General features: G+C 65.9%; 35 protein-coding genes. All 35 read left to right on the forward strand.

The window, feature by feature from the left end; genetic code table 11:
- Positions 1-100: 100 nt before the first annotated feature.
- The 35 genes from tuf (at position 101) to truA (ending at position 20,642) form a co-directional block, all read left to right on the forward strand.
- Positions 101-1,294, forward strand: coding sequence for an elongation factor Tu (gene tuf, locus HII36_RS02985; RefSeq protein WP_173521465.1), 1,194 nt, complete (start codon positions 101-103; stop codon positions 1,292-1,294).
- A 285-nt stretch (positions 1,295-1,579) separates the two neighbouring features.
- Positions 1,580-1,888, forward strand: a complete 309-nt coding sequence (gene rpsJ, locus HII36_RS02990; RefSeq protein WP_012887830.1) for a 30S ribosomal protein S10 — start codon at positions 1,580-1,582, stop codon at positions 1,886-1,888.
- A gap of 14 nt (positions 1,889-1,902) precedes the next feature.
- Positions 1,903-2,556, forward strand: a complete 654-nt coding sequence (gene rplC / locus HII36_RS02995) for a 50S ribosomal protein L3 (RefSeq protein WP_173521466.1) — start codon at positions 1,903-1,905, stop codon at positions 2,554-2,556.
- On the forward strand, positions 2,553-3,200 hold the full coding sequence (gene rplD / locus HII36_RS03000; RefSeq protein ID WP_173521467.1) for a 50S ribosomal protein L4: 648 nt from the start codon (positions 2,553-2,555) through the stop codon (positions 3,198-3,200). Before rplC ends, rplD begins: the two co-directional genes overlap by 4 nt.
- Positions 3,200-3,502 carry a 50S ribosomal protein L23 gene (gene rplW / locus HII36_RS03005; RefSeq protein WP_217369092.1) on the forward strand — a complete coding sequence of 101 codons (303 nt, stop codon included), beginning with the start codon at positions 3,200-3,202 and terminating at the stop codon, positions 3,500-3,502. The genes rplD and rplW overlap by 1 nt, the downstream gene beginning before the upstream one ends.
- A 108-nt stretch (positions 3,503-3,610) precedes the next feature.
- Entirely contained in the window at positions 3,611-4,447 is an 837-nt protein-coding gene (gene rplB / locus HII36_RS03010; protein WP_173521468.1) for a 50S ribosomal protein L2, read from the forward strand.
- Between the two features lie 11 nt (positions 4,448-4,458).
- Positions 4,459-4,737, forward strand: a complete 279-nt coding sequence (gene rpsS, locus HII36_RS03015) for a 30S ribosomal protein S19 (RefSeq protein WP_030451498.1) — start codon at positions 4,459-4,461, stop codon at positions 4,735-4,737.
- 28 nt (positions 4,738-4,765) lie between these two features.
- Positions 4,766-5,119, forward strand: coding sequence for a 50S ribosomal protein L22 (rplV, locus tag HII36_RS03020; protein WP_173521469.1), 354 nt, complete (start codon positions 4,766-4,768; stop codon positions 5,117-5,119).
- Positions 5,119-5,961 carry a 30S ribosomal protein S3 gene (rpsC, locus tag HII36_RS03025; RefSeq protein WP_173521470.1) on the forward strand — a complete coding sequence of 281 codons (843 nt, stop codon included), beginning with the start codon at positions 5,119-5,121 and terminating at the stop codon, positions 5,959-5,961. Before rplV ends, rpsC begins: the two co-directional genes overlap by 1 nt.
- A 2-nt stretch (positions 5,962-5,963) precedes the next feature.
- Complete coding sequence (rplP, locus tag HII36_RS03030) at positions 5,964-6,383, forward strand: 50S ribosomal protein L16 (RefSeq protein ID WP_173521471.1); 420 nt, start codon at positions 5,964-5,966, stop codon at positions 6,381-6,383.
- The gene (rpmC, locus tag HII36_RS03035) at positions 6,383-6,619 is read left to right on the forward strand and encodes a 50S ribosomal protein L29 (protein WP_080047279.1); all 237 of its coding nucleotides are present in this window, start codon (positions 6,383-6,385) and stop codon (positions 6,617-6,619) included. Before rplP ends, rpmC begins: the two co-directional genes overlap by 1 nt.
- On the forward strand, positions 6,612-6,890 hold the full coding sequence (rpsQ, locus tag HII36_RS03040; protein ID WP_173521472.1) for a 30S ribosomal protein S17: 279 nt from the start codon (positions 6,612-6,614) through the stop codon (positions 6,888-6,890). The genes rpmC and rpsQ overlap by 8 nt, the downstream gene beginning before the upstream one ends.
- 192 nt (positions 6,891-7,082) lie before the next feature.
- A complete protein-coding gene (rplN, locus tag HII36_RS03045; RefSeq protein ID WP_090769698.1) occupies positions 7,083-7,454 on the forward strand; it encodes a 50S ribosomal protein L14 in 372 nt (123 codons plus the stop codon).
- A gap of 11 nt (positions 7,455-7,465) precedes the next feature.
- On the forward strand, positions 7,466-7,759 hold the full coding sequence (gene rplX, locus HII36_RS03050; protein ID WP_173521496.1) for a 50S ribosomal protein L24: 294 nt from the start codon (positions 7,466-7,468) through the stop codon (positions 7,757-7,759).
- Positions 7,759-8,334 (forward strand): 50S ribosomal protein L5, encoded by a 576-nt coding sequence (gene rplE, locus HII36_RS03055; protein ID WP_173521473.1) that lies wholly within the window; start codon positions 7,759-7,761, stop codon positions 8,332-8,334. The genes rplX and rplE overlap by 1 nt, the downstream gene beginning before the upstream one ends.
- Before the next feature lie 4 nt (positions 8,335-8,338).
- Entirely contained in the window at positions 8,339-8,524 is a 186-nt protein-coding gene (locus HII36_RS03060; RefSeq protein WP_020542298.1) for a type Z 30S ribosomal protein S14, read from the forward strand.
- A 146-nt stretch (positions 8,525-8,670) separates the two neighbouring features.
- Positions 8,671-9,069: a 30S ribosomal protein S8 gene (rpsH, locus tag HII36_RS03065; RefSeq protein ID WP_173521474.1), complete on the forward strand. Its 399-nt coding sequence runs from the start codon at positions 8,671-8,673 to the stop codon at positions 9,067-9,069.
- A gap of 16 nt (positions 9,070-9,085) precedes the next feature.
- Positions 9,086-9,628, forward strand: coding sequence for a 50S ribosomal protein L6 (gene rplF / locus HII36_RS03070; protein ID WP_173521475.1), 543 nt, complete (start codon positions 9,086-9,088; stop codon positions 9,626-9,628).
- A 2-nt stretch (positions 9,629-9,630) separates the two neighbouring features.
- Entirely contained in the window at positions 9,631-10,014 is a 384-nt protein-coding gene (rplR, locus tag HII36_RS03075; protein WP_173521476.1) for a 50S ribosomal protein L18, read from the forward strand.
- Positions 10,015-10,039: 25 nt separating this feature from the next.
- Positions 10,040-10,669, forward strand: a complete 630-nt coding sequence (rpsE, locus tag HII36_RS03080; RefSeq protein WP_173521477.1) for a 30S ribosomal protein S5 — start codon at positions 10,040-10,042, stop codon at positions 10,667-10,669.
- 2 nt (positions 10,670-10,671) lie between these two features.
- A complete protein-coding gene (gene rpmD / locus HII36_RS03085; protein ID WP_080043226.1) occupies positions 10,672-10,854 on the forward strand; it encodes a 50S ribosomal protein L30 in 183 nt (60 codons plus the stop codon).
- Between the two features lie 2 nt (positions 10,855-10,856).
- Entirely contained in the window at positions 10,857-11,312 is a 456-nt protein-coding gene (gene rplO / locus HII36_RS03090) for a 50S ribosomal protein L15 (protein ID WP_173521478.1), read from the forward strand.
- A 170-nt stretch (positions 11,313-11,482) separates the two neighbouring features.
- The gene (gene secY / locus HII36_RS03095) at positions 11,483-12,787 is read left to right on the forward strand and encodes a preprotein translocase subunit SecY (protein ID WP_173521479.1); all 1,305 of its coding nucleotides are present in this window, start codon (positions 11,483-11,485) and stop codon (positions 12,785-12,787) included.
- Complete coding sequence (locus HII36_RS03100) at positions 12,787-13,437, forward strand: adenylate kinase (protein ID WP_173521480.1); 651 nt, start codon at positions 12,787-12,789, stop codon at positions 13,435-13,437. The genes secY and HII36_RS03100 overlap by 1 nt, the downstream gene beginning before the upstream one ends.
- Positions 13,438-13,602: 165 nt before the next feature.
- On the forward strand, positions 13,603-14,412 hold the full coding sequence (gene map / locus HII36_RS03105) for a type I methionyl aminopeptidase (RefSeq protein WP_173521481.1): 810 nt from the start codon (positions 13,603-13,605) through the stop codon (positions 14,410-14,412).
- Positions 14,413-14,445: 33 nt separating this feature from the next.
- Positions 14,446-14,856 (forward strand): DUF1707 SHOCT-like domain-containing protein, encoded by a 411-nt coding sequence (locus HII36_RS03110; RefSeq protein ID WP_236003141.1) that lies wholly within the window; start codon positions 14,446-14,448, stop codon positions 14,854-14,856.
- A 100-nt stretch (positions 14,857-14,956) separates the two neighbouring features.
- Positions 14,957-15,385, forward strand: a complete 429-nt coding sequence (locus tag HII36_RS03115; RefSeq protein ID WP_173521483.1) for a hypothetical protein — start codon at positions 14,957-14,959, stop codon at positions 15,383-15,385.
- Positions 15,386-15,691: 306 nt separating this feature from the next.
- Positions 15,692-15,913 (forward strand): translation initiation factor IF-1, encoded by a 222-nt coding sequence (gene infA, locus HII36_RS03120; protein WP_012887858.1) that lies wholly within the window; start codon positions 15,692-15,694, stop codon positions 15,911-15,913.
- 24 nt (positions 15,914-15,937) lie between these two features.
- A complete protein-coding gene (rpmJ, locus tag HII36_RS03125; RefSeq protein WP_003956441.1) occupies positions 15,938-16,051 on the forward strand; it encodes a 50S ribosomal protein L36 in 114 nt (37 codons plus the stop codon).
- A 211-nt stretch (positions 16,052-16,262) separates the two neighbouring features.
- Positions 16,263-16,643: a 30S ribosomal protein S13 gene (rpsM, locus tag HII36_RS03130; protein WP_173521484.1), complete on the forward strand. Its 381-nt coding sequence runs from the start codon at positions 16,263-16,265 to the stop codon at positions 16,641-16,643.
- 45 nt (positions 16,644-16,688) lie between these two features.
- Entirely contained in the window at positions 16,689-17,093 is a 405-nt protein-coding gene (gene rpsK, locus HII36_RS03135; protein ID WP_012887860.1) for a 30S ribosomal protein S11, read from the forward strand.
- Between the two features lie 20 nt (positions 17,094-17,113).
- Positions 17,114-17,740 (forward strand): 30S ribosomal protein S4, encoded by a 627-nt coding sequence (gene rpsD / locus HII36_RS03140; RefSeq protein WP_173521485.1) that lies wholly within the window; start codon positions 17,114-17,116, stop codon positions 17,738-17,740.
- A 102-nt stretch (positions 17,741-17,842) separates the two neighbouring features.
- Complete coding sequence (locus tag HII36_RS03145; RefSeq protein ID WP_173521486.1) at positions 17,843-18,862, forward strand: DNA-directed RNA polymerase subunit alpha; 1,020 nt, start codon at positions 17,843-17,845, stop codon at positions 18,860-18,862.
- 212 nt (positions 18,863-19,074) lie between these two features.
- Positions 19,075-19,617 carry a 50S ribosomal protein L17 gene (rplQ, locus tag HII36_RS03150; protein ID WP_173521487.1) on the forward strand — a complete coding sequence of 181 codons (543 nt, stop codon included), beginning with the start codon at positions 19,075-19,077 and terminating at the stop codon, positions 19,615-19,617.
- A 68-nt stretch (positions 19,618-19,685) separates the two neighbouring features.
- Positions 19,686-20,642, forward strand: a complete 957-nt coding sequence (truA, locus tag HII36_RS03155; protein WP_173521488.1) for a tRNA pseudouridine(38-40) synthase TruA — start codon at positions 19,686-19,688, stop codon at positions 20,640-20,642.
- The last annotated feature ends 96 nt before the right edge of the window (positions 20,643-20,738 follow it).

The following is a 20,738-nucleotide window of genomic DNA, read 5'->3' on the forward strand; positions in this document are numbered from 1 at the left end:
CTGGTGGGGTGGCGAGAGTCACCCCACCGCCTAGGGGTTCGGGTTTACCCGGGCCCGAGTGTGTAGACGAAAGTCAGTCAGATTCTCAAGGAGAGAACCAGTGGCTAAGGCCAAGTTCGAGCGGACCAAGCCGCACATGAACATCGGCACCATTGGGCACATCGACCACGGCAAGACCACGCTGACCGCGGCGATCACCAAGGTGCTTCACGACCGTTACCCCGAGCTCAACAAGGCGACCCCGTTCGACAAGATCGACAAGGCGCCGGAGGAGAAGGCTCGCGGTATTACGATCTCCATCGCGCACGTCGAGTACCAGACCGAGAAGCGTCACTACGCGCACGTCGACTGCCCCGGTCACGCCGACTACGTGAAGAACATGATCACCGGTGCCGCCCAGATGGACGGCGCCATCCTGGTGGTCGCCGCCACCGACGGCCCGATGCCGCAGACCAAGGAGCACGTGCTCCTGGCCCGCCAGGTCGGCGTTCCCTACATCGTCGTGGCCCTGAACAAGTCCGACATGGTGGACGACGAGGAGATCCTGGAGCTCGTCGAGCTCGAGGTTCGTGAGCTCCTGTCCGCTCAGGAGTTCCCCGGCGACGACCTGCCGGTCGTGCGCGTCTCCGCTCTCAAGGCCCTCGAGGGCGACGAGAAGTGGGCCGACAGCATCATCGAGCTGATGAACGCCGTCGACGAGAACGTGCCGGAGCCCCCGCGTGAGACGGAGAAGCCGTTCCTCATGCCGGTCGAGGACGTCTTCTCGATCACCGGCCGTGGCACCGTCGTCACCGGTCGTATCGAGCGCGGTATCGTGAAGGTCAACGAGCAGGTTGACATCATCGGTATCAAGGAAGAGAAGACCACCACCACCGTCACCAGCATCGAGATGTTCAACAAGATGCTCGACGAGGGTCACGCCGGCGACAACGCCGCCCTTCTCCTCCGTGGCATCAAGCGCGACGACGTCGAGCGCGGCCAGTGCATCATCAAGCCGGGCACGACCACCCCGCACACCGAGTTCGAGGGCCAGGTCTACATCCTGTCCAAGGACGAGGGCGGCCGCCACACGCCGTTCTTCAACAACTACCGCCCGCAGTTCTACTTCCGTACGACTGACGTGACCGGTGTCGTGCACCTCCCCGAGGGCACCGAGATGGTCATGCCGGGCGACAACACCGAAATGAAGGTGGAGCTGATCCAGCCCATCGCCATGGAGGAAGGCCTCAAGTTCGCGATCCGCGAGGGCGGCCGCACCGTCGGCGCCGGTCGGGTCACGAAGATCCTCAAGTAGTACCGATCGTCGGGGCGGCGGTCGGCCCCAAATCACAGGGGCCGACCGCCGAACCACGAGAGGGGTGGGAAGAGATTCCCGCCCACCCGGCTCCACGGGAAAGCCGTGATCTAGCAGTCACTTCGGTCCGACGCACAGTGACCGAAGTAACTGCAGGATCACGGAAGAAATGGCAGATCATCAGCGTCTGTCTCCTGGGGCCACGCGGGCTCGGCCCGCACCAGAACAGCGGCAACCTGCCGCACGATACTTTTTCAGACGACAGCGAAGGACACCGAGGCCACTATGGCGGGACAGAAGATCCGCATCCGGCTTAAGGCCTATGACCACGAGGTCATCGACAGCTCGGCCAAGAAGATCGTCGAGACGGTGACGCGGACTGGCGCGAAGGTCGCGGGCCCGGTGCCGCTGCCGACCGAGAAGAACGTGTACTGCGTCATCCGCTCGCCGCACAAGTACAAGGACAGCCGCGAGCACTTCGAGATGCGCACGCACAAGCGGCTGATTGACATCATCGACCCGACCCCCAAGACGGTCGACTCGCTCATGCGACTCGACCTCCCCGCGGGTGTCGACATTTCGATCAAGCTCTGAGGGAACGCACTGACATGGCTAAGACGATCAAGGGCGTCCTGGGCAAGAAGCTCGGCATGACCCAGGTCTTCGACGCGGACAACCGGATGGTGCCGGTCACCGTGGTCGAGGCCGGTCCGTGCGTGGTGACCCGCGTCCGCACCGCTGAGAAGGACGGCTACTCCGCCATCCAGCTCGGCTTCGGGCAGGTCGACCCCAGGAAGGTCAACAAGCCGCTCGGCGACTACCTGCGTAAGCACGACATCACCCCGCGCCGTTACTTCGCGGAGATCCGCACCGACGACGCGAGCGACTACACCCTCGGCCAGGAGCTGCTGGCCGACACCTTCGAGGCCGGCCAGTTCGTCGACGTGACGGGCAAGAGCAAGGGCAAGGGCTTCGCCGGTGTCATGAAGCGGCACGGCTTCGGTGGTCTGGGCGCGTCGCACGGTACGCAGCGCAAGCACCGCTCGCCGGGTTCCATCGGTGGCTGCGCCACCCCGGGCCGCGTTTTCAAGGGTCTGCGCATGGCTGGTCGGATGGGTAACGTCCGCACCACCGTCCAGAGCCTGAAGGTTCACGCCGTGGACGCCGAGAAGGGCCTCATCCTCATCAAGGGTGCGATCCCCGGCGCCAACGGCAGCCTGGTCCTCGTCCGCACCGCTGCCAAGAAGGGGGCTGCCAAGTGAGCACCACTGTTGACGTCCTCGACGCCAGCGGCGCCAAGACCGGCACCGTCGACCTTCCCGAAGACATCTTCGGCGCCAAGGTCAACGTGCCGCTGATCCACCAGGTGGTCGTGGCCCAGCTCGCCGCTCGCCGGCAGGGCACCCACAAGGCCAAGACCCGTGGTGAGGTCTCCGGCGGCGGCAAGAAGCCGTACCGCCAGAAGGGCACCGGCCGCGCCCGTCAGGGCTCGACCCGCGCGCCGCAGTTCACCGGCGGTGGCACCGTCCACGGCCCGGTTCCGCGTGACTACTCGCAGCGGACGCCCAAGAAGATGAAGGCCGCCGCCCTGCGTGGCGCCCTCTCCGACAGGGCCGGCGGCGGTCGCGTCCACGTGGTCAGCACGCTGGTCAGCGGGGAGACCCCCAAGACCAAGGCTGCCCTGGAGGCCCTGCGCAAGATCACCCAGGCTCCGCGCGTCCTCGTCGTGGTCGACGAGACCGACGAGCTCACCTGGCTGAGCCTGCGCAACGCTCCCGAGGTCCACCTGCTGGACGCCGGGCAGCTCAACACCTACGACGTGCTCGTGTACGACGACGTGGTCTTCACCCAGGAGGCCTACCACCAGGTCGTGGCGCGGCTTAGTGGCGGGAAGGAAGACGCCTGATGGAGAAGATCGCCGACCCGCGCGACATCATCATCAAGCCGGTCGTCTCTGAGAAGAGCTACGGCCTGATCGATGAGAACAACAAGTACACGTTCCTGGTGAAGAAGACCGCGAACAAGACCGAGGTCAAGATCGCCGTTGAGCAGATCTTCGGGGTCAAGGTCACCAGCGTGAACACCATCAACCGGCAGGGCAAGCGCAAGCGCACCCGGTCCGGTTACGGCAAGCGTCCCGACACCAAGCGCGCGATCGTGAGCCTGGTCGAGGGCGATCGGATCGACATCTTCGGTCAGATCGGCTAGCAGCGCCATAGATAGGAAAGCGGTCCGAAAGGCCCGCCGAGGGACGAGACCGTCGCACTCCGGTGCGGCGGGCTCACCCATGTAACCGACGAAGGATGAACGAAAAAGATGGGCATCCGTAAGTACAAGCCGACGACTCCGGGTCGCCGCGGATCGAGTGTCTCGGACTTCTCCGAGATCACCCGCAGCACGCCGGAGAAGTCGCTGCTTGCGCCCCTTCACAGCAAGGGCGGCCGCAACGTACACGGCCGGGTCACCGCTCGCCACCAGGGCGGCGGTCACAAGCGCGCCTACCGGATCATCGACTTCCGTAGGCATGACAAGGACGGCATTCCGGCGAAGGTCGCTCACATCGAGTACGACCCGAACCGCACCGCCAATATTGCTCTGCTGCACTACGCCGACGGTGAGAAGCGCTACATCATCGCGCCGACCGGCCTCAAGCAGGGCGACCGCATCGAGAACGGCCCCGGGGCCGACATCAAGCCGGGCAACTGCCTGCCGCTGCGCAACATCCCGACCGGTACCTTCATCCACGCGGTGGAGCTCCGTCCGGGCGGTGGCGCCAAGCTCGGCCGTTCCGCTGGCGCTCAGATTCAGCTGCTCGCCAAGGAAGGCCAGTACGCCACGCTGCGTATGCCGTCCGGCGAAATGCGCATGGTCGACGTGCGCTGCCGCGCGACGGTGGGTCAGGTCGGCAACGCCGAGCAGGCCAACATCAACTGGGGCAAGGCCGGCCGTATGCGGTGGAAGGGCAAGCGCCCGACCGTCCGCGGTGTCGCCATGAACCCCGTCGACCACCCGCACGGTGGTGGTGAGGGTAAGACCTCCGGTGGTCGTCACCCGGTGAACCCCAAGGGCAAGCCCGAGGGCCGTACCCGTCAGGCGAACAAGGCCAGCGACAGGCTGATCATCCGCCGTCGGTCCAAGAGGAAGAAGCGGTAGGAGCAGCCGAAATGCCACGTAGCCTTAAGAAGGGTCCCTTCGTGGACGACCACCTTCAGAAGAAGGTGGACGCCCAGAACGAGAAGGGCACCAAGAACGTCATCAAGACGTGGTCGCGGCGCTCCATGATCGTCCCCGACATGCTCGGGCACACGATCGCCGTGCACGACGGCCGCAAGCACGTCCCGGTGTTCGTCACCGAGTCGATGATCGGTCACAAGCTCGGAGAGTTCGCCCCCACGCGGACGTTCCGCAGCCACGTCAAGGAAGACCGCCGCAGCCGGCGATAAGCCTTCAGAAGCATTAGAGGAGTAAGCGATGGAAGCCAGGGCTCAGGCGCGGTTCGTCCGCGTCACGCCCCTCAAGGCCCGCCGCGTGGTGGACCTTATTCGCGGGCTGCCCGCTTCGGAGGCGCAGGCCGTGCTGCAGTTCGCTCCCCAGTCGGCGAGCGAGCCGATCTACAAGGTGCTGTCGAGCGCCATGGCGAACGCAGAGCACAACTTCAACCTCGACCCGGCCACGCTCGTCGTGAGCCGTGCCTGGGTCGATGAGGGCCCGACGCTGAAGCGGTTCCGCCCGCGTGCCCAGGGTCGTGCCTATCGGATCAACAAGCGGACGAGCCACATCACCGTGATCGTGGAATCGCGCGAGCCGAAGGGAAGGACCCGATAGTGGGCCAGAAGGTTAACCCGCACGGGTTCCGCCTCGGCATCACGACCGACTTCAAGAGCCGGTGGTACGCCGACAAGCTGTACAAGTCGTACGTCGCCGAGGACGTGGCGATCCGTCGCATGCTGCAGAAGGGCATGGAGCGGGCCGGCATCTCCAAGGTCGAGATCGAGCGCACCACGGACCGCGTGCAGGTGGACATCCACACCGCGCGTCCCGGCATCGTGATCGGCCGCCGCGGCGCCGAGGCCGACCGCATCCGCGGCGACCTCGAGAAGCTGACCAAGAAGCAGGTCCAGCTCAACATCCTCGAGGTGAAGAACCCGGAGATCGACGCTCAGCTCGTCGCTCAGGGTGTCGCCGAGCAGCTGTCGAGCCGTGTCTCGTTCCGCCGTGCCATGCGCAAGGCGATGCAGTCCGCCATGAAGTCCGGCGCCAAGGGCATCCGTGTCCAGTGCTCCGGTCGTCTCGGCGGCGCTGAGATGTCGCGGTCGGAGTTCTACCGTGAGGGTCGCGTGCCGCTGCACACCCTTCGCGCGGACATCGACTACGGCTTCTACGAGGCCCGTACCACCTTCGGCCGCATCGGCGTGAAGGTGTGGATCTACAAGGGCGAGGCTCCGACGAGCCGCGCCGAGCGCGAGGCGGCCGCCGCCGGCGCTCGTGCCGGCCAGCGTCGTGAGCGTGACGACCGTCGGGGTGGCGGCGAGCGTCCCCGCCGCGGTGGCGCCGGTGGCGCCCGCCGTGGTGGCGGCCGTGGCGACCGCGCCCCCAGGACTGAGGCCGCCGCACAGGCTGCCCCCGAGACCGGCCCGGCTGCGCAGCCGGGTGCTGAAGGGAGCTGACCATGCTGATCCCGCGCAGGGTCAAGCACCGCAAGCAGCACCGGCCCGACCGCAGTGGCGCCGCCAAGGGCGGCACCAGGGTCACGTTCGGTGAGTTCGGCATTCAGGCGATTGAGCACTCCTACGTGACCAACCGCCAGATCGAGTCGGCTCGTATCGCGATGACCCGCCACATCAAGCGTGGCGGCAAGGTGTGGATCAACATCTACCCCGACCGTCCCCTCACCAAGAAGCCTGCCGAGACCCGCATGGGTTCCGGTAAGGGTTCGCCGGAGTGGTGGATCGCCAACGTCAAGCCCGGACGCGTGATGTTCGAGCTGTCCGGTGTCGCCGAGCCGATTGCTCGTGAGGCGCTCACCAGGGCGATCCACAAGCTGCCGATGAAGTGCAAGATCGTAAAGCGTGAAGTGGGTGAGGCGTGATGGCTAAGGGCCTGACCGCCGGCGAGCTGCGAGTGGAGGACCAGGACACCCTGGTCCAGAAGCTCAAGGAAGCCAAGGAGGAGCTGTTCAACCTCCGCTTCCAGGCGGCGACCGGTCAGTTGGAGAGCCATGGGCGGCTGCGCGCCGTCCGCCGCGAGATCGCCCGTATCTACACCGTGATGCGCGAGCGTGAGCTCGGGATCGTCACGGTCGAGAAGGAGACGAGCGATGGCTGAGAACGAGACCACCACTGAGGCGCGGAACTTCCGCAAGGTCCGTGAGGGCCTGGTCGTCAGCGACAAGATGGACAAGACCGTCGTCGTCGCCGTCGAGGACCGCGTCAAGCACCGTCTGTACGGCAAGGTCATCCGCCGTACGACCAAGTACAAGGCGCACGACGAGGCCAACGCCTGTGGCGTCGGCGACCGCGTGCTGCTGATGGAGACCCGCCCCCTCTCCGCCACCAAGCGGTGGAGGGTCGTGGAGATCCTCGAGAAGGCGAAGTAACTTCCCTCCTCGGATATACCGCGCCTCGTGGGGGCTCTCAGAGCCCCCATGACGGCGTCCAAGGACGCGGGGGTCTCACGACCCTCGCGTCGCCTGCGGTGCGGCCCCTACGGGGGCTGTGGCCGGAGGAACAAGACAATGACAGGTTCCGCCAGGCTCAGAAATGAGAACCGGCGCGACTAAGGAGAAATCGTGATCCAGCAGGAGTCGCGGCTCAAGGTCGCCGACAACACGGGTGCCAAGGAGATCCTTTGCATCCGTGTTCTCGGTGGCTCGGGCCGACGCTACGCCGGTATCGGCGACATCATCGTCGCCACTGTCAAGGACGCCCTCCCCGGCAGCACGGGCGTCAAGAAGGGTGACGTGGTCAAGGCCGTCGTCGTCCGCACGGTCAAGGAGCGCCGCCGGCCTGACGGCTCCTACATCCGCTTCGACGAGAACGCCGCCGTCATCATCAAGGACAGCGGTGACCCTCGCGGCACTCGTATCTTCGGCCCGGTCGGCCGCGAGCTGCGCGACAAGAAGTTCATGCGCATCATCTCGCTCGCTCCGGAGGTGCTGTAATGCCTAAGTCGTTGCATGTGAAGAAGGGTGACCTGGTTCAGGTCATCGCCGGCAAGGACAAGGGTGCCAAGGGTCACGTGATCGCCACCTACCCGCGGGAGGACCGCGTGGTGGTCGAGGGCGTCAACATGATCAAGAAGCACGCCAAGGAGAACCTCCAGGGTCCGCGCGGCGCCAAGCAGGGCGGCGTGCAGACGATGGAGGGCCCGATCCACGTCTCCAACGTGAAGAAGCTCAAGGACGACAAGCCCGCCGAGAAGAAGGCCGACGAGAAGAAGGCCGACGAGACGGGTGAGGACAGCTGATGACCGCCACCACCACTGAGACCGAGCGCCCGACGCCGCGACTCAAGACGAAGTACCGCGAGGAGATCGCGGCCAAGCTTCGCGAGGAGTTCGGCATCGAGAACGTCATGCTGATCCCCGGTCTGACCAAGATCAAGGTCAACATGGGCGTCGGCGAGGCCGCTCGTGACTCCAAGCTCATCGAAGGCGCCGTCCGCGACCTCACCGTGATCACCGGCCAGAAGCCGGCCGTCGTCCGGGCGCGCAAGTCCATCGCGCAGTTCAAGCTGCGTGAGGGCATGCCGATCGGCGCGCACGTCACGCTCCGCGGCGACCGCATGTGGGAGTTCCTCGACAGGCTGCTGTCGCTGGCGCTGCCCCGCATCAGGGACTTCCGCGGCCTGTCGCCGAAGCAGTTCGACGGCAACGGCAACTACACGTTCGGTCTGACCGAGCAGGTCATGTTCCACGAAGTCGACCAGGACAAGGTCGACCGGCCGCGGGGCATGGACATCACGATCGTGACCACCGCGAAGAACGACGACCAGGGCCGGGCGCTGCTGAAGCTCCTCGGCTTCCCCTTCAAGGAGGCCTGATCACATGGCGAAGAAGTCGCTGATCGCCAAGGCGGGGCGCAAGCAGAAGTTCGAGGTCCGGGCCTACACCCGTTGCTCGCGTTGTGGCCGGCCCCGCGCCGTCTACCGCAAGTTCGGGCTGTGCCGCGTGTGCTTCCGTGAGATGGCGCACCGTGGCGAGCTGCCTGGCATCACCAAGTCCAGCTGGTAGTTACCCTTGGGGGCGGCACCACCGCCCCCGTCTACCGGAAGTAAACCCGGGTGTTCCCACCGGAACGCCCATGACCGCGCCGAAGGTCCACCGGCAGAGCACCTGCTTGGCTGGTTGCGAAACCGCGGCGAGGAAGGCCATTGGCCATGACGATGACCGACCCGATCGCAGACATGCTCACGCGTCTGCGTAATGCGAACTCGGCGTACCACGAGAGCGTGTCGATGCCGTATTCGAAGATCAAGGCGCACATCGCCGAGATCCTCCAGCAGGAGGGTTACATCCAGTCCTGGAGCGTCGAAGACGCCAAGGTTGGCAAGAACCTCGTGGTGGAGCTCAAGTTCGGGCCTACCCGTGAGCGTTCGCTCGCGGGCCTGCGCCGGGTTTCCAAGCCCGGTCTGCGGGTTTATGCGAAGAAGGACAACCTGCCTCGGGTTCTGGGCGGGCTGGGCGTCGCGATCATCTCGACGTCCGCCGGGCTCATGACCGACAAGCAGGCCGGCAAGCGTGGTGTGGGCGGGGAAGTCCTCGCCTACGTGTGGTAGAGGGGAGGAACACAGCATGTCGAGAATCGGACGGCTGCCCATCCCTGTGCCCAGTGGCGTAGACATCACGATCACCGGCCAGGATGTCCAGGTCAAGGGCCCGAAGGGCACGCTTTCTCACAAGGTCGCCGAGCCCATCGCCGTGGCTCGTGACGACGACGGCGCCATTGCCGTCACCCGGCCCAACGACGAGAACAAGGTCCGTGCGCTGCACGGCCTGTCCCGCACCCTGATCGCCAACATGGTGCAGGGCGTCACCCAGGGTTACTCCAAGACCCTGGAGATCGTCGGCGTCGGTTACCGCGTTCAGGCCAAGGGCCCGACGCAGCTGGAGTTCTCGCTGGGCTTCAGCCACCCGGTCATCGTCGACGCCCCCGAGGGCGTCTCCTTCCGCGTCGAGAAGCCGACTCTGTTCCACGTCGACGGCATCGACAAGCAGAAGGTCGGCGAGGTCGCGGCCAACATCCGCAAGTTGCGCAAGCCTGACCCGTACAAGGGCAAGGGCGTGCGCTACCAGGGCGAACAGATCCGCCGCAAGGTCGGAAAGGCTGGTAAGTAGGCATGGCTCCGAAGACTGCGTTCAGCAAGCACACGGCTGCCCGCACCGTCTCGCGGGCTCGCCGTCACCGCCGCGTCCGCAAGAACGTCGTCGGCACGGCCGCGCGTCCGCGCCTGGTCGTCAACCGCTCGACCCGTCACCTCTTCGTGCAGATCGTGGACGACACCGTCGGCCACACGCTGGTGAGCGCGTCCACCATGGACGCCTCGCTGCGCGCGCTGGAGGCGGACAAGACCGAGAAGGCGAAGAAGGTCGGCGAGCTCCTCGCTCAGCGGGCCAAGGAAGCCGGGATCACGGCGGTCGTCTTCGACCGTGGTGGCAACCGCTACGCCGGGCGCATCGCCGCCCTGGCGGACAGCGCCCGCGAAGGCGGGCTCGAGTTCTAATGGCTACTGAGAAGAGGAACCACTGATGGCTGCAGCTCCGCGTCGCGGTGGCGGCACCGGTGGCGAGCGGCGGGACCGTCGTGACGATCGCCGCGGTGGCGCCGCCGACAAGGGCGTCTCGTACATCGAGCGCGTAGTGAAGATCAACCGAGTGGCCAAGGTCGTGAAGGGTGGTCGTCGCTTCAGCTTCACCGCCCTGGTTGTCGTCGGTGACGGCAACGGCCTGGTCGGCGTCGGCTACGGCAAGGCCAAGGAAGTCCCCGCGGCCATCGCCAAGGGTGTCGAAGAGGCCAAGAAGCACTTCTTCAAGGTCCCGAGGATCCAGGGCACCATCCCGCACACCGTGCAGGGTGAGGAGGCGGCCGGTGTCGTCTTCCTGCGTCCGGCCTCGGCCGGTACCGGCGTCATCGCCGGTGGCCCGGTCCGCGCGGTCCTGGAGTGCGCGGGCATCCACGACGTGCTGTCCAAGTCGCTCGGCTCGGACAACCCGATCAACATCGTGCACGCCACCGTGGCGGCTCTGAAGGGCCTTTCCCGCCCCGAGGAGATCGCCGCCCGCCGTGGCCTGCCGATCGAGGACGTCGCTCCGCCGGCCATGCTGAAGGCTCAGCGCGAAGGCATCGCCGAGGCTGCGGCTGCGAAGGCGGTGAGCTAGTCATGGCACGCCTGAAGATCACTCAGGTTCGCTCGAAGATCGGTGGCAAGCAGAACCAGCGTGACTCGCTGCGTTCGCTTGGCCTGAAGCGAATCGGCGATGTCGTCGTCAAGGAGGACCGGCCCGAGATTCGTGGCATGGTCTCCGTGGTGACGCACCTCGTCGAGGTGGAAGAGGTCGACTAGTCATGACTGACAAGGCTCCGCTCAAGATTCACGACCTGCGTCCCGCCCCCGGTGCCAACAAGGCCAAGATCCGCAAGGGTCGTGGCGAGGGCTCCAAGGGCAAGACGGCCGGTCGCGGCACCAAGGGCAGCCACGCCCGTACCACGGTTCCCCTCGGTTTCGAGGGTGGCCAGGTGCCGCTGCAGAGGCGTCTGCCGAAGCTCAAGGGCTTCTCCAACGCGCTGTTCAAGACGACCTACCAGGTCGTCAACCTGGACAGGATCGGCGAGCTGTTCCCCGAGGGTGGCGACGTCACCGTCGAGGCGCTGGTCGCCAAGGGTGCTGTTCGCAAGAACCAGCCGGTCAAGGTCCTCGGCACGGGCGAGATCTCGGTCGCGGTGAACGTTTCGGCTCACGCCTTCTCGTCCGCCGCGAAGGAGAAGATCGCCGCTGCTGGCGGTTCCGTTACCGAGCTGTAGTTGTGCTATGACGAGGCGTGGGAGTCCTGACCATGGGCTCCCACGCCCGTTGTGCGTTAGAGTTCGCGAGACGGCAGGATTCTGTCCGGCTCGTTTGACCTGAGACTTCAGATGGCAGATCCCCGCACCATCGCATACTCACATCGCCTTATAGGCGCGCAGGAGGGACCGTGCTGACCGCGTTTACCCGGGCGTTCCGGACGCCGGACCTGCGCAAGAAGTTGCTCTTCACCCTGGGCATCATCGCGCTGTTCCGTCTCGGCTCGGTTCTTCCGACTCCGGGCGTTCATGTCGAGAACCTCGCTCTCTGTTACGAAGGGGCCCGTAGTGGGGCCTCCGGCAACATTTACGGGATGGTGCAGCTGTTCAGCGGCGGCGCTCTCCTGAAGCTGTCAGTCTTCGCGCTGGGCATCATGCCGTACATCACCGCGAGCATCATTCTGCAGCTGCTCGTCGTGGTGATTCCGCGGCTGGAGGCCCTCAAGAAGGAGGGCCAGGCCGGCCAGGCCAAGATCACCCAGTATACGCGTTATCTGACGATCGGCCTCGCGATTCTTCAGTCGACGGCCTTCATCGCGCTCGCGCGTACCGGACAGCTTTTCCCCGACTGTCAGCAGGATGTTCTGCGTGATCCCGACAATATTTTCGGGATTGTCACGATGGTCGTCATCATGACCGCCGGCACCTCGGTGATCATGTGGCTGGGCGAGCTCATCACCGACCGTGGTGTGGGCAACGGCATGTCCATTCTGATCTTCACGCAGGTCGTCGCGGTCTTCCCGTCCGAGCTGACGAACATCTTCCAGGCCAACAAGTTCACCTTCGCCGTCGTCATGGTGGTGGGTGTGTTCATGATCGCGGCCGTGGTCTTCGTCGAGCAGGCGCAGCGCCGCATCCCGGTGCAGTACGCCAAGCGGATGGTCGGCCGCAGGATGTACGGCGGCACGTCCACCTACATCCCGCTCAAGGTCAACCAGGCCGGCATCATCCCGGTCATCTTCGCCTCGTCGCTGCTGTACCTGCCGCAGCTCATCACCTCGCTGTTCCAGAGCACCGAGAACCCGGTCCTGCTGTGGATCTCGCAGAACCTGGCCACGGGTGACACTCCGATCTACATGGCGACCTTCTTCCTGTTGATCGTGTTCTTCACGTACTTCTACGTGTCCATCACGTTTAACCCCGCTGAAATCGCCGACAACATGAAGAAGTACGGTGGATTCATTCCGGGCATCCGTCCGGGCCGGCCGACGGCTGAATACCTGAACTTCGTGCTCACCCGTCTGACGGCGCCTGGCGCGCTCTATCTGGGTCTGATCTCCATGGTCCCGATCGTCGCGCTGGCGGTGGCCGGTGCGAGCCAGAACTTCCCGTTCGGAGGGACGAGCATTCTGATCATGGTTGGTGTCGGCCTCGACACGGTGAAGCAGATCGAGAGCCAGCTGCAGCAGCGTAACTACGAAGGCTTCCTGCGGTAGTGCGTCTCGTCCTGGTAGGGCCCCCCGGAGCGGGTAAGGGGACTCAGGCCCAGTACATCGCATCGAACCTGTCCATCCCGAAGATCTCGACAGGTGACATCTTCCGTGCCAACGTCTCCGGCGGCACGGACCTCGGCAAGCTGGCCAAGTCGTACATGGACCGCGGCGATCTCGTGCCCGACGAGGTCACCATCTCCATGGTCCGCGACCGGCTGTCGGAGGACGACGCGCAGGACGGCTTCCTGCTCGACGGCTTCCCGCGCAACGTCTCCCAGGCGGAGGTGCTGCGCGACATGCTCAAGGACTGGGGCCAGACGCTCGACCTGGTGCTCGAGCTGGTCGTGGACGACGACGAGGTGGTGCGCCGGCTGGCCGGCCGGCGTACGTGCAGCCAGTGCGGCCGCATCTGGCACGTCGAGTTCGACGACAAGCGCGACGACCTGTGCGACGCCTGCGGCGGCCCGCTGTTCCAGCGTGACGACGACAAGGAAGAGACGGTCAGGCACCGCCTGGAGGTCTACCAGCGCGACACTGCGCCGCTGGTGTCCTACTACGCCGAAGAGGACATCCTCGTCGGCGTGGACGCGACGGGGCCCGTCGAGGAGGTCACTCAGCGTGCCATGGAGGCGATTCGCCCTTTCATGGGCTGACGCCCTTCCGCCGGGCCGTACAGGCCCTGCGGCAGTCCGCTGAAGACCGACTGCTCTGAATATCGACCGCGGAGGTGGCACGGGGTGTTCCGTGCCACCTCGCGGCTATTGTGGGGGGAATTGGGCTCCCAAATTGCCCGTTGAAACCCCGGGGGGTGCCGAACAGTGTTCAAACGAAACAAGCACGGAATCCAGATCAAGTCGCCCGAGCAGCTCGACAAGATGCGGGCGGCCGGTCTGGTGGTCGGTCGCACGCTCGAACTGCTGAAGCAGTCGGTGGAGCCCGGCATGACGCCGCTGGACCTCGACGTCATCGCGGAGAAGGCGATCAGGGACGCGGGCGCGATCCCGTCGTTCAAGGGCTACCAGGGGTTTCCCGCGACGATCTGCGCGTCGGTGAACGACGAGGTGGTCCACGGGATCCCGACCGACGCCCGCAAGCTGCGCGAGGGCGACATCATCTCGATCGACTGCGGCGCGATCCTGGACGGCTGGCACGGCGACTCGGCCGTGACCGTGCCGGTGGGCGAGGTGGACCCGAAGCTCACCGAGCTGATGCGGGTCACCGAGGAGTCCATGTGGCGCGGCATCGCCGCGCTGAAGCCCGGGGCGCACCTGTCCGACATCGGGCACGCGGTGGAGCGTTACGTGAAGTCGCAGGGCAAGTACGGCATCCCGGCCGAGTACGGCGGCCACGGTATCGGCACCGAGATGCACATGGACCCGTGGATCGCCAACCACGGCAAGCCGGGCCGTGGCCCGATGCTCGAAGAGGGCATGTGCCTGGCCATCGAGCCCATGGTGAACCTGGGCACCGAGCGCACCCGGGTGCTGTCGGACGACTGGACGGTCGTCACGATGGACGGGAAGCAGTCCGCGCACTTCGAACACAGCGTCGCTGTGACACATAATGGTCCTTGGGTGCTAACCGCCATAGATGGGGGCGAAGAGCGCCTGGCGCAGCTTCGAAACTAACCGGGAGTGATGGGGATGGCGCAGAGCCCCGAGATGCGTGCATCGGACGTCGACCGCGACCGGGTCGCCGCCATCCTCCGCGAGCACACCGCGCAGGGTCGCATCACGGTCGACGAGTTCAACGAGCGGCTCGAATCGCTGTACAAGAGCAAGACCTACGGTGAGCTGGCCCGGCTGACCGCCGACCTGCCCGACGTGGACCTGCGCAACCGTCCCGCGCGGGTGGAGCAGACGCCGGCCGTCAAGGGCATGCACACGGGCATGAAGGCGGCCTGGGCGGCCTGGGCCACGGCCAGCTCGATCAACTGGGTGATCTGGCTCATCATCAGCCTCACCTCGGGCGACTTCATCTATCCCTGGCCGCTGTGGGTGATGGGCCCGTGGGGCGCGATCCTGCTGATGAGCACCATCTTCGGGTCCGGGGGCCAGCGCAAGGACCGGTGATCTGTGCAGTAGTGCACTGTGTGCATTGCTGCGCAGTCGCGCGGGCCCGCGGTTCCTAACGTGATGCGTGTCGACGGATACGACATCACGGAGGAATCGAATGCGTAAGCTCCTGGCGGCCACCGCTCTGGCCGGCTCGATCGCCACCGGCCTGGTGCTGGCCCCCGCCGCCCAGGCGGCCCAGGCCACCCAGACCGTCACCGCCACCCAGGCGCAGGCCGGTCAGTCGGCGCCGAAGTTCCACTACTACTCGTACAAGGACCAGCACTCGTCCTTCAAGGGCTACTGGTACAAGAAGAACAAGCGGTACTACTTCGGCGGCGACCTGTTCCAGCGTCACCACAAGCGCGACTACTACAGCTACGTGTGGGTCAAGTGGTACGACGGCAGCGGCTTCCACCAGACGTACTACAAGACCAAGGGTCACGTGCACTTCGGGGACAAGCAGTTCAAGCGCGACCTGGACTTCCGGGTGTGCTGGGGCAAGCAGCCGACCCAGGGCTGCGGCGGCTGGAAGGACGTCTTCTAGGCCACTTCAGCGAGAGTTGTGCTCGAAAGGCCCGCCGGTTCGCCGGTGGGCCTTTCTTCGTGCCGGGGCCGGGCCGCGGATGGCGCGGGCAGAGCGATGGCTGGGGTAGACTATGACATGGTTGTGTCAGGACACCTGGCACGCGTTTCGCGTTTTGGGCTCAGGTGTCGTACACTCCTTAGTCGGCTCACTATGACTATCACGCGTCGGCGGTCTTTGCCGATCGCCGCTCTCTTCGAAGCGTGAGGTCGCGGCTGCTTAGTGAACCGGAGCCTCAGACGACCGATCAGTGAAACGCGAGGGATTTTGGCCAAGAAAGACGGCGCCATCGAGATCGAGGGCACTGTGGTTGAGTCGCTCCCGAACGCCATGTTCCGGGTGCAGCTCGACAACGGCCATAAGGTCCTGGCCCACATCAGCGGACGAATGCGGATGCACTACATCCGGATTCTGCCGGACGACCGGGTAGTCGTTGAACTGAGCCCCTACGACCTGAGTCGTGGGCGGATCGTCTACCGATACAAGTAAAGACGTCTGAGGACACGAAGGACAATGAAGGTAAAGCCGAGCGTTAAGAAGATCTGCGACAAGTGCAAGGTGATCCGCCGGCACGGTCGCGTCATGGTGATCTGCGACAACCTGCGCCACAAGCAGCGTCAGGGTTAGTCGCACGTAAGGCTTCTCCGAGTCCGCCCCACTTCAGGGAGCGGGCTCGACGCATGAGGAGCCTGAGTCAGTTATCGCGTGTCACACCTGAGCAGGCGAGCGATCGAACCGTTCAGGAGACCCCCGGTCGGAGGCCGGGGCCCTCACCCCGGGCATGGGGAGGGGTAGTGAAGCGCAAGACCTCCGCCACAAAGAAGGAGAATGCCCGACCATGGCTCGCCTGGTTGGCGTCGACCTCCCCCGCGAAAAGCGGCTGGAGATCGCTCTCACCTACATCTACGGAATCGGCCGCACCCGCGCCCTGGAGATCCTCCAGGCCACCGGCGTGAGCGGCGACCTCCGTGTGCACCAGCTCTCCGACACCGAGCTCGTCCCGATGCGTGACTACATCGAGGCGAACTTCAAGATCGAGGGTGACCTGCGCCGCGAGGTCCAGGCCGACATCCGCCGCAAGATCGAAATCGGTTGCTACCAGGGCATCCGTCACCGCAAGGGTCTTCCGGTCCACGGCCAGCGCACGCAGACCAACGCGCGCACCCGTAAGGGCAAGAAGAAGACCGTCGCCGGTAAGAAGAAGCCCGGTAAGAAGTAGTCCTCGCAGCCGCGGGACCGACAACCTCAGGAGTGAAGGCAAAGAATGCCTCCTAAGAGCCGCCAGGGTGCGCCTAAGAAGGTGCGCCGCAAGGAAAAGAAGAACGTCGCTCACGGGCACGCCCACATCAAGAGCACGTTCAACAACACGATCGTTTCGATCACGGACCCCAGCGGGAACGTGATTTCCTGGGCCAGCGCCGGCCACGTGGGTTTCAAGGGCTCCCGTAAGTCCACCCCGTTCGCCGCCCAGATGGCCGCCGAGAACGCCGCGCGCCGCGCCATGGAGCACGGCATGCGCAAGGTCGACGTCTTCGTCAAGGGCCCCGGCTCCGGCCGTGAGACCGCGATCCGCTCCCTCCAGGCCACCGGCCTCGAGGTGGGTTCGATCCAGGACGTCACCCCCGTGCCGCACAACGGCTGCCGTCCGCCGAAGCGCCGCCGCGTCTGAGTCCCAGGAGATATTGAGAAATGGCTCGTTACACGGGCGCGGACTGCAAGCTCTGCCGTCGCGAGAAGACCAAGCTCTTCCTCAAGGGCAGCAAGTGCGAATCCGCCAAGTGCCCCATCGAGATCCGTCCTTACCCCCCGGGTGAGCACGGCCGCGGACGTCCCAAGGAGTCCGAGTACCAGCTTCAGCTTCGCGAGAAGCAGAAGACCCGCCGCATCTACGGCGTCCTCGAGAAGCAGTTCCGCAACTACTACGAGGAGGCCGCGGGCAAGAGCGGCAAGTCGGGTGAGGTGCTGCTCCAGATCCTGGAGAGCCGTCTCGACAACGTCGTCTACCGCGCCGGTTTCGCGCAGTCGCGTGACGCCGCCCGCCAGCAGGTGCGCCACGGCCACATCCTGGTGAACGGCAAGAAGGTCGACATCCCGTCGTACCGCGTGCGCGAGCACGACATCATCGAGGTCCGCGAGACCAAGCGCAACCTCCTGCCCTACGAGGTGGCTCGCGCCACCGCGGGCGAGCGGACGATCCCGGCTTGGCTGGGCGTCGTTCCGGACAAGCTCCGCATCCTGGTTCACCAGCTGCCGGTCCGCCAGCAGATCGACACCCAGGTCCAGGAGCAGCTCATCGTCGAGTACTACTCCAAGTAGTCACTGACGTCCTAGTTCGGGCACGGATTTCCGTGCCCGAACTAGACTGTTATCGGAGTGGCGTCATATAGCGGGCGCCACACGACAAGGGGAGACCCACACATGCTGATCGCTCAGCGCCCGACTCTTCTCGAAGAGTCGATCGACGACACCCGGTCCCGATTCGTCATCGAGCCGCTGGAGCCGGGTTTCGGCTACACCATCGGCAACTCGCTGCGCCGCACGCTGCTTTCGTCCATTCCGGGCGCGGCCGTGACGAGCATTCGCATCGAGGGCGTGCTGCACGAGTTCTCGACCGTTCCCGGGGTCAAGGAAGACGTCACCGACATCATCCTGAACCTCAAGGAACTGGTCGTCTCCTCCGAGCACGACGAGCCGGTCGTGATGTACCTGCGCAAGCAGGGCCCGGGTGAGGTCACCGCCGCCGACATCGCGCCGCCGGCCGGTGTCGAGGTGCACAACCCCGAGCTGCGCATCGCCACGCTCAACGGCAAGGCGAAGCTGGAGATGGAGCTGACCGTCGAGCGCGGTCGCGGCTACGTCTCCGCCGCGCAGAACAAGCAGCCGGGCCAGGAGATCGGCCGGATTCCGATCGACTCCATCTACTCCCCGGTGCTCAAGGTCACGTACAAGGTCGAGGCGACCCGAGTCGAGCAGCGTACCGACTTCGACCGTCTCATCCTCGACGTCGAGACCAAGCCGGCCATGAAGCCCCGCGACGCGGTGGCCTCCGCCGGTAAGACCCTCGTCGAGCTGTTCGGCCTGGCCCGTGAGCTCAACGTCGAGGCCGAGGGCATCGACATCGGCCCGTCGCCGACCGACGCCGCTCTCGCGGCCGACCTGGCGCTGCCGATCGAGGAGCTCAACCTCACCGTCCGTTCCTACAACTGCCTCAAGCGCGAGGGCATCCACACCGTGGGTGAGCTCGTCGCTCGCAGCGAGCAGGACCTGCTCGACATCAGGAACTTCGGCGCCAAGTCGATCGAAGAGGTCAAGCAGAAGCTGCACGAGATGTCGCTGGCGCTCAAGGACTCCCCGCCCGGGTTCGACCCGAGCGCGGTGGCCGGCGTCGGTGGCTACGACGACGACGACAGCGCGTACGTCGAGACCGAGCAGTACTGATCCACTTCGGTGGTGGCGGGGATCGTCCACGATCCCCGCGGCCCCTGGACGCGCACGCGTCACGGGGCCGAAGCGGCCCGTCGGCCGTGTGCAGGACCGGAGGGCGCGAGCCCTCCGGGTTGATCGGTCAACGCGGGATTCGTCCGAGACTCCCGCGGCCCGACTCCGGTACCTGATACGGCCGGGGCGGGTTCACTCCCAAGGAGACAGACATGCCCAAGCCCACCAAGGGTGCACGTCTTGGCGGCAGCCCGGCGCACGAGCGGCTGATCCTGGCGAACCTCGCCACGGACCTGTTCCGCCACGGCAAGATCCGCACCACGGTTGCCAAGGCCAAGCGCCTGCGCCCGCTGGCGGAGCGCCTCATCACGAAGGCGAAGAAGGGCGACATCCACAACCGCCGTCAGGTGCTGACCGTCGTCAAGGACAAGGGCGTCGTCCACCACCTGTTCACCGAGCTGGCAGTCACGTACGCCGAGCGTCCCGGTGGTTACACGCGCATCACCAAGGTCGGTCCGCGCAAGGGCGACAACGCCCCGATGGCGGTCATCGAGCTGGTGACCGAGCCGCTGAACGCCGTCAGCGTCTCGCGTACCGAGGCTCCGGCCGCCGCTGCCGCTCCGGCCGCCGAGGCGGAGGAGACCGAGCAGGTCGAGGCCGCTGAGGCCCCCGCCGAGGAGACCGCCGCCGCTGAGGCGCCGGCCGCCGAGGGCGAGGCTGCCGAGGCTGCTGAGGCGAAGAAGGACGAGGCCTGATCCATCAGGCTTGAACGGGCCCGGCTCCCCATCACGGGGGTCCGGGCCCGTTCCCTATTTCCGGGAGGATGATCGTGGTACGGCTCCGCCTCGACCTCGCCTACGACGGGACCGCTTTCTCCGGCTGGGCCAGGCAGCCCGGGCGGCATACCGTCCAGGGGGAGATCGAGCAGGCGGTCAACAGGATCCTGCGGCTGGCCGAGCCCGCCACGCTCACCGTGGCCGGACGTACCGACGCGGGCGTGCACGCGCGCGGCCAGGTGGCCCACGTGGACGTGCCGCCCGAATCCCTCACCGAGCTCGACGGCAACCGGGGGCCGCTGAGCGGCGATGAGCGGCTCGCTGCGCTCATCAGGAGGCTTGGTGGGGTTCTGCCCACCGATGTACGGGTTCATCGGGTCTCGGTGGCTCCTGAGGGCTTTGACGCCCGGTTCTCGGCGTTGTACCGGCGTTACGCGTACCGGGTGAGCGACGCGGTGGGCGGGGCCGACCCGTTGCGCCGTCACGAGGTGGTCTGGCACAACCGGCCACTGGACCTCGACGCGCTGAACCTGGCGGCCGCCCGGCTGCTCGGCGAGCACGATTTCGCCGCGTTCTGCAAGAAGCGCGAGGGCGCGACCACGATCAGGGAGCTGCAGCGGCTCGACTGGGCGCGCGAGCCTGACGGGGTGCTGGTCGCCACCGTGATGGCCGACGCGTTCTGCCACTCGATGGTGCGGGCGCTGGTCGGCTCGCTGCTGGCGGTCGGTGACGGGCGGCGGCCGGTGGAATGGCCGGGCCAGGTGCTGACGGCAGCCGTACGCGATTCCGGGGTGCATGTGGCGCCGGCGCACGGGTTGTGCCTGGAGGAGGTCGCCTACCCGGCGGAGGCTGAGCTGGCGGCGCGCGCGAGCGCTACGCGGCGGGTGCGGACGCTGGAGGCGCGGGACGCTTCCGCGAGCGGCGTTGACGGGACGGCACACGATGGTGCCGCCCTTGACGGGGCGGATCTTGACCCGGGTTCCGCAGTTGGTAGTCACACGTGAGCCCGAAATCGAGGGTTGACCTGGAGGAACGCATGCAGGGCCGTAGAGGGTCGTGTGCCTACACCCTCCGCAGCCAGGTGCTGATCGGGTCAAGTC

Source organism: Nonomuraea antri, assembly GCF_013283785.1.
Lineage (GTDB): Bacteria > Actinomycetota > Actinomycetes > Streptosporangiales > Streptosporangiaceae > Nonomuraea > Nonomuraea antri.

Excerpts from the sequence above, each read along its gene's own strand:
- rplC (WP_173521466.1), top strand. The coding sequence starts at position 1,903 with ATGGCTAAGACGATCAAGGGCGTCCTGGGCAAGAAGCTCGGCATGACC.
- rplF (WP_173521475.1), top strand. The coding sequence starts at position 9,086 with ATGTCGAGAATCGGACGGCTGCCCATCCCTGTGCCCAGTGGCGTAGAC.
- rpmC (WP_080047279.1), top strand. The coding sequence starts at position 6,383 with ATGGCTAAGGGCCTGACCGCCGGCGAGCTGCGAGTGGAGGACCAGGAC.
- rpmJ (WP_003956441.1), top strand. The coding sequence starts at position 15,938 with ATGAAGGTAAAGCCGAGCGTTAAGAAGATCTGCGACAAGTGCAAGGTG.
- HII36_RS03145 (WP_173521486.1), top strand. The coding sequence starts at position 17,843 with ATGCTGATCGCTCAGCGCCCGACTCTTCTCGAAGAGTCGATCGACGAC.
- rpsE (WP_173521477.1), top strand. The coding sequence starts at position 10,040 with ATGGCTGCAGCTCCGCGTCGCGGTGGCGGCACCGGTGGCGAGCGGCGG.
- rplE (WP_173521473.1), top strand. The coding sequence starts at position 7,759 with ATGACCGCCACCACCACTGAGACCGAGCGCCCGACGCCGCGACTCAAG.
- truA (WP_173521488.1), top strand. The coding sequence starts at position 19,686 with ATGATCGTGGTACGGCTCCGCCTCGACCTCGCCTACGACGGGACCGCT.
- rpsJ (WP_012887830.1), top strand. The coding sequence starts at position 1,580 with ATGGCGGGACAGAAGATCCGCATCCGGCTTAAGGCCTATGACCACGAG.
- rplW (WP_217369092.1), top strand. The coding sequence starts at position 3,200 with ATGGAGAAGATCGCCGACCCGCGCGACATCATCATCAAGCCGGTCGTC.
- rpsM (WP_173521484.1), top strand. The coding sequence starts at position 16,263 with ATGGCTCGCCTGGTTGGCGTCGACCTCCCCCGCGAAAAGCGGCTGGAG.
- rplV (WP_173521469.1), top strand. The coding sequence starts at position 4,766 with ATGGAAGCCAGGGCTCAGGCGCGGTTCGTCCGCGTCACGCCCCTCAAG.
- HII36_RS03060 (WP_020542298.1), top strand. The coding sequence starts at position 8,339 with ATGGCGAAGAAGTCGCTGATCGCCAAGGCGGGGCGCAAGCAGAAGTTC.
- rpsK (WP_012887860.1), top strand. The coding sequence starts at position 16,689 with ATGCCTCCTAAGAGCCGCCAGGGTGCGCCTAAGAAGGTGCGCCGCAAG.
- rpsD (WP_173521485.1), top strand. The coding sequence starts at position 17,114 with ATGGCTCGTTACACGGGCGCGGACTGCAAGCTCTGCCGTCGCGAGAAG.
- rplR (WP_173521476.1), top strand. The coding sequence starts at position 9,631 with ATGGCTCCGAAGACTGCGTTCAGCAAGCACACGGCTGCCCGCACCGTC.
- rpsQ (WP_173521472.1), top strand. The coding sequence starts at position 6,612 with ATGGCTGAGAACGAGACCACCACTGAGGCGCGGAACTTCCGCAAGGTC.
- rpsS (WP_030451498.1), top strand. The coding sequence starts at position 4,459 with ATGCCACGTAGCCTTAAGAAGGGTCCCTTCGTGGACGACCACCTTCAG.
- rpmD (WP_080043226.1), top strand. The coding sequence starts at position 10,672 with ATGGCACGCCTGAAGATCACTCAGGTTCGCTCGAAGATCGGTGGCAAG.
- rplB (WP_173521468.1), top strand. The coding sequence starts at position 3,611 with ATGGGCATCCGTAAGTACAAGCCGACGACTCCGGGTCGCCGCGGATCG.
- rplQ (WP_173521487.1), top strand. The coding sequence starts at position 19,075 with ATGCCCAAGCCCACCAAGGGTGCACGTCTTGGCGGCAGCCCGGCGCAC.
- HII36_RS03110 (WP_236003141.1), top strand. The coding sequence starts at position 14,446 with ATGCGTGCATCGGACGTCGACCGCGACCGGGTCGCCGCCATCCTCCGC.
- rplO (WP_173521478.1), top strand. The coding sequence starts at position 10,857 with ATGACTGACAAGGCTCCGCTCAAGATTCACGACCTGCGTCCCGCCCCC.
- rplP (WP_173521471.1), top strand. The coding sequence starts at position 5,964 with ATGCTGATCCCGCGCAGGGTCAAGCACCGCAAGCAGCACCGGCCCGAC.
- rpsH (WP_173521474.1), top strand. The coding sequence starts at position 8,671 with ATGACGATGACCGACCCGATCGCAGACATGCTCACGCGTCTGCGTAAT.
- HII36_RS03115 (WP_173521483.1), top strand. The coding sequence starts at position 14,957 with ATGCGTAAGCTCCTGGCGGCCACCGCTCTGGCCGGCTCGATCGCCACC.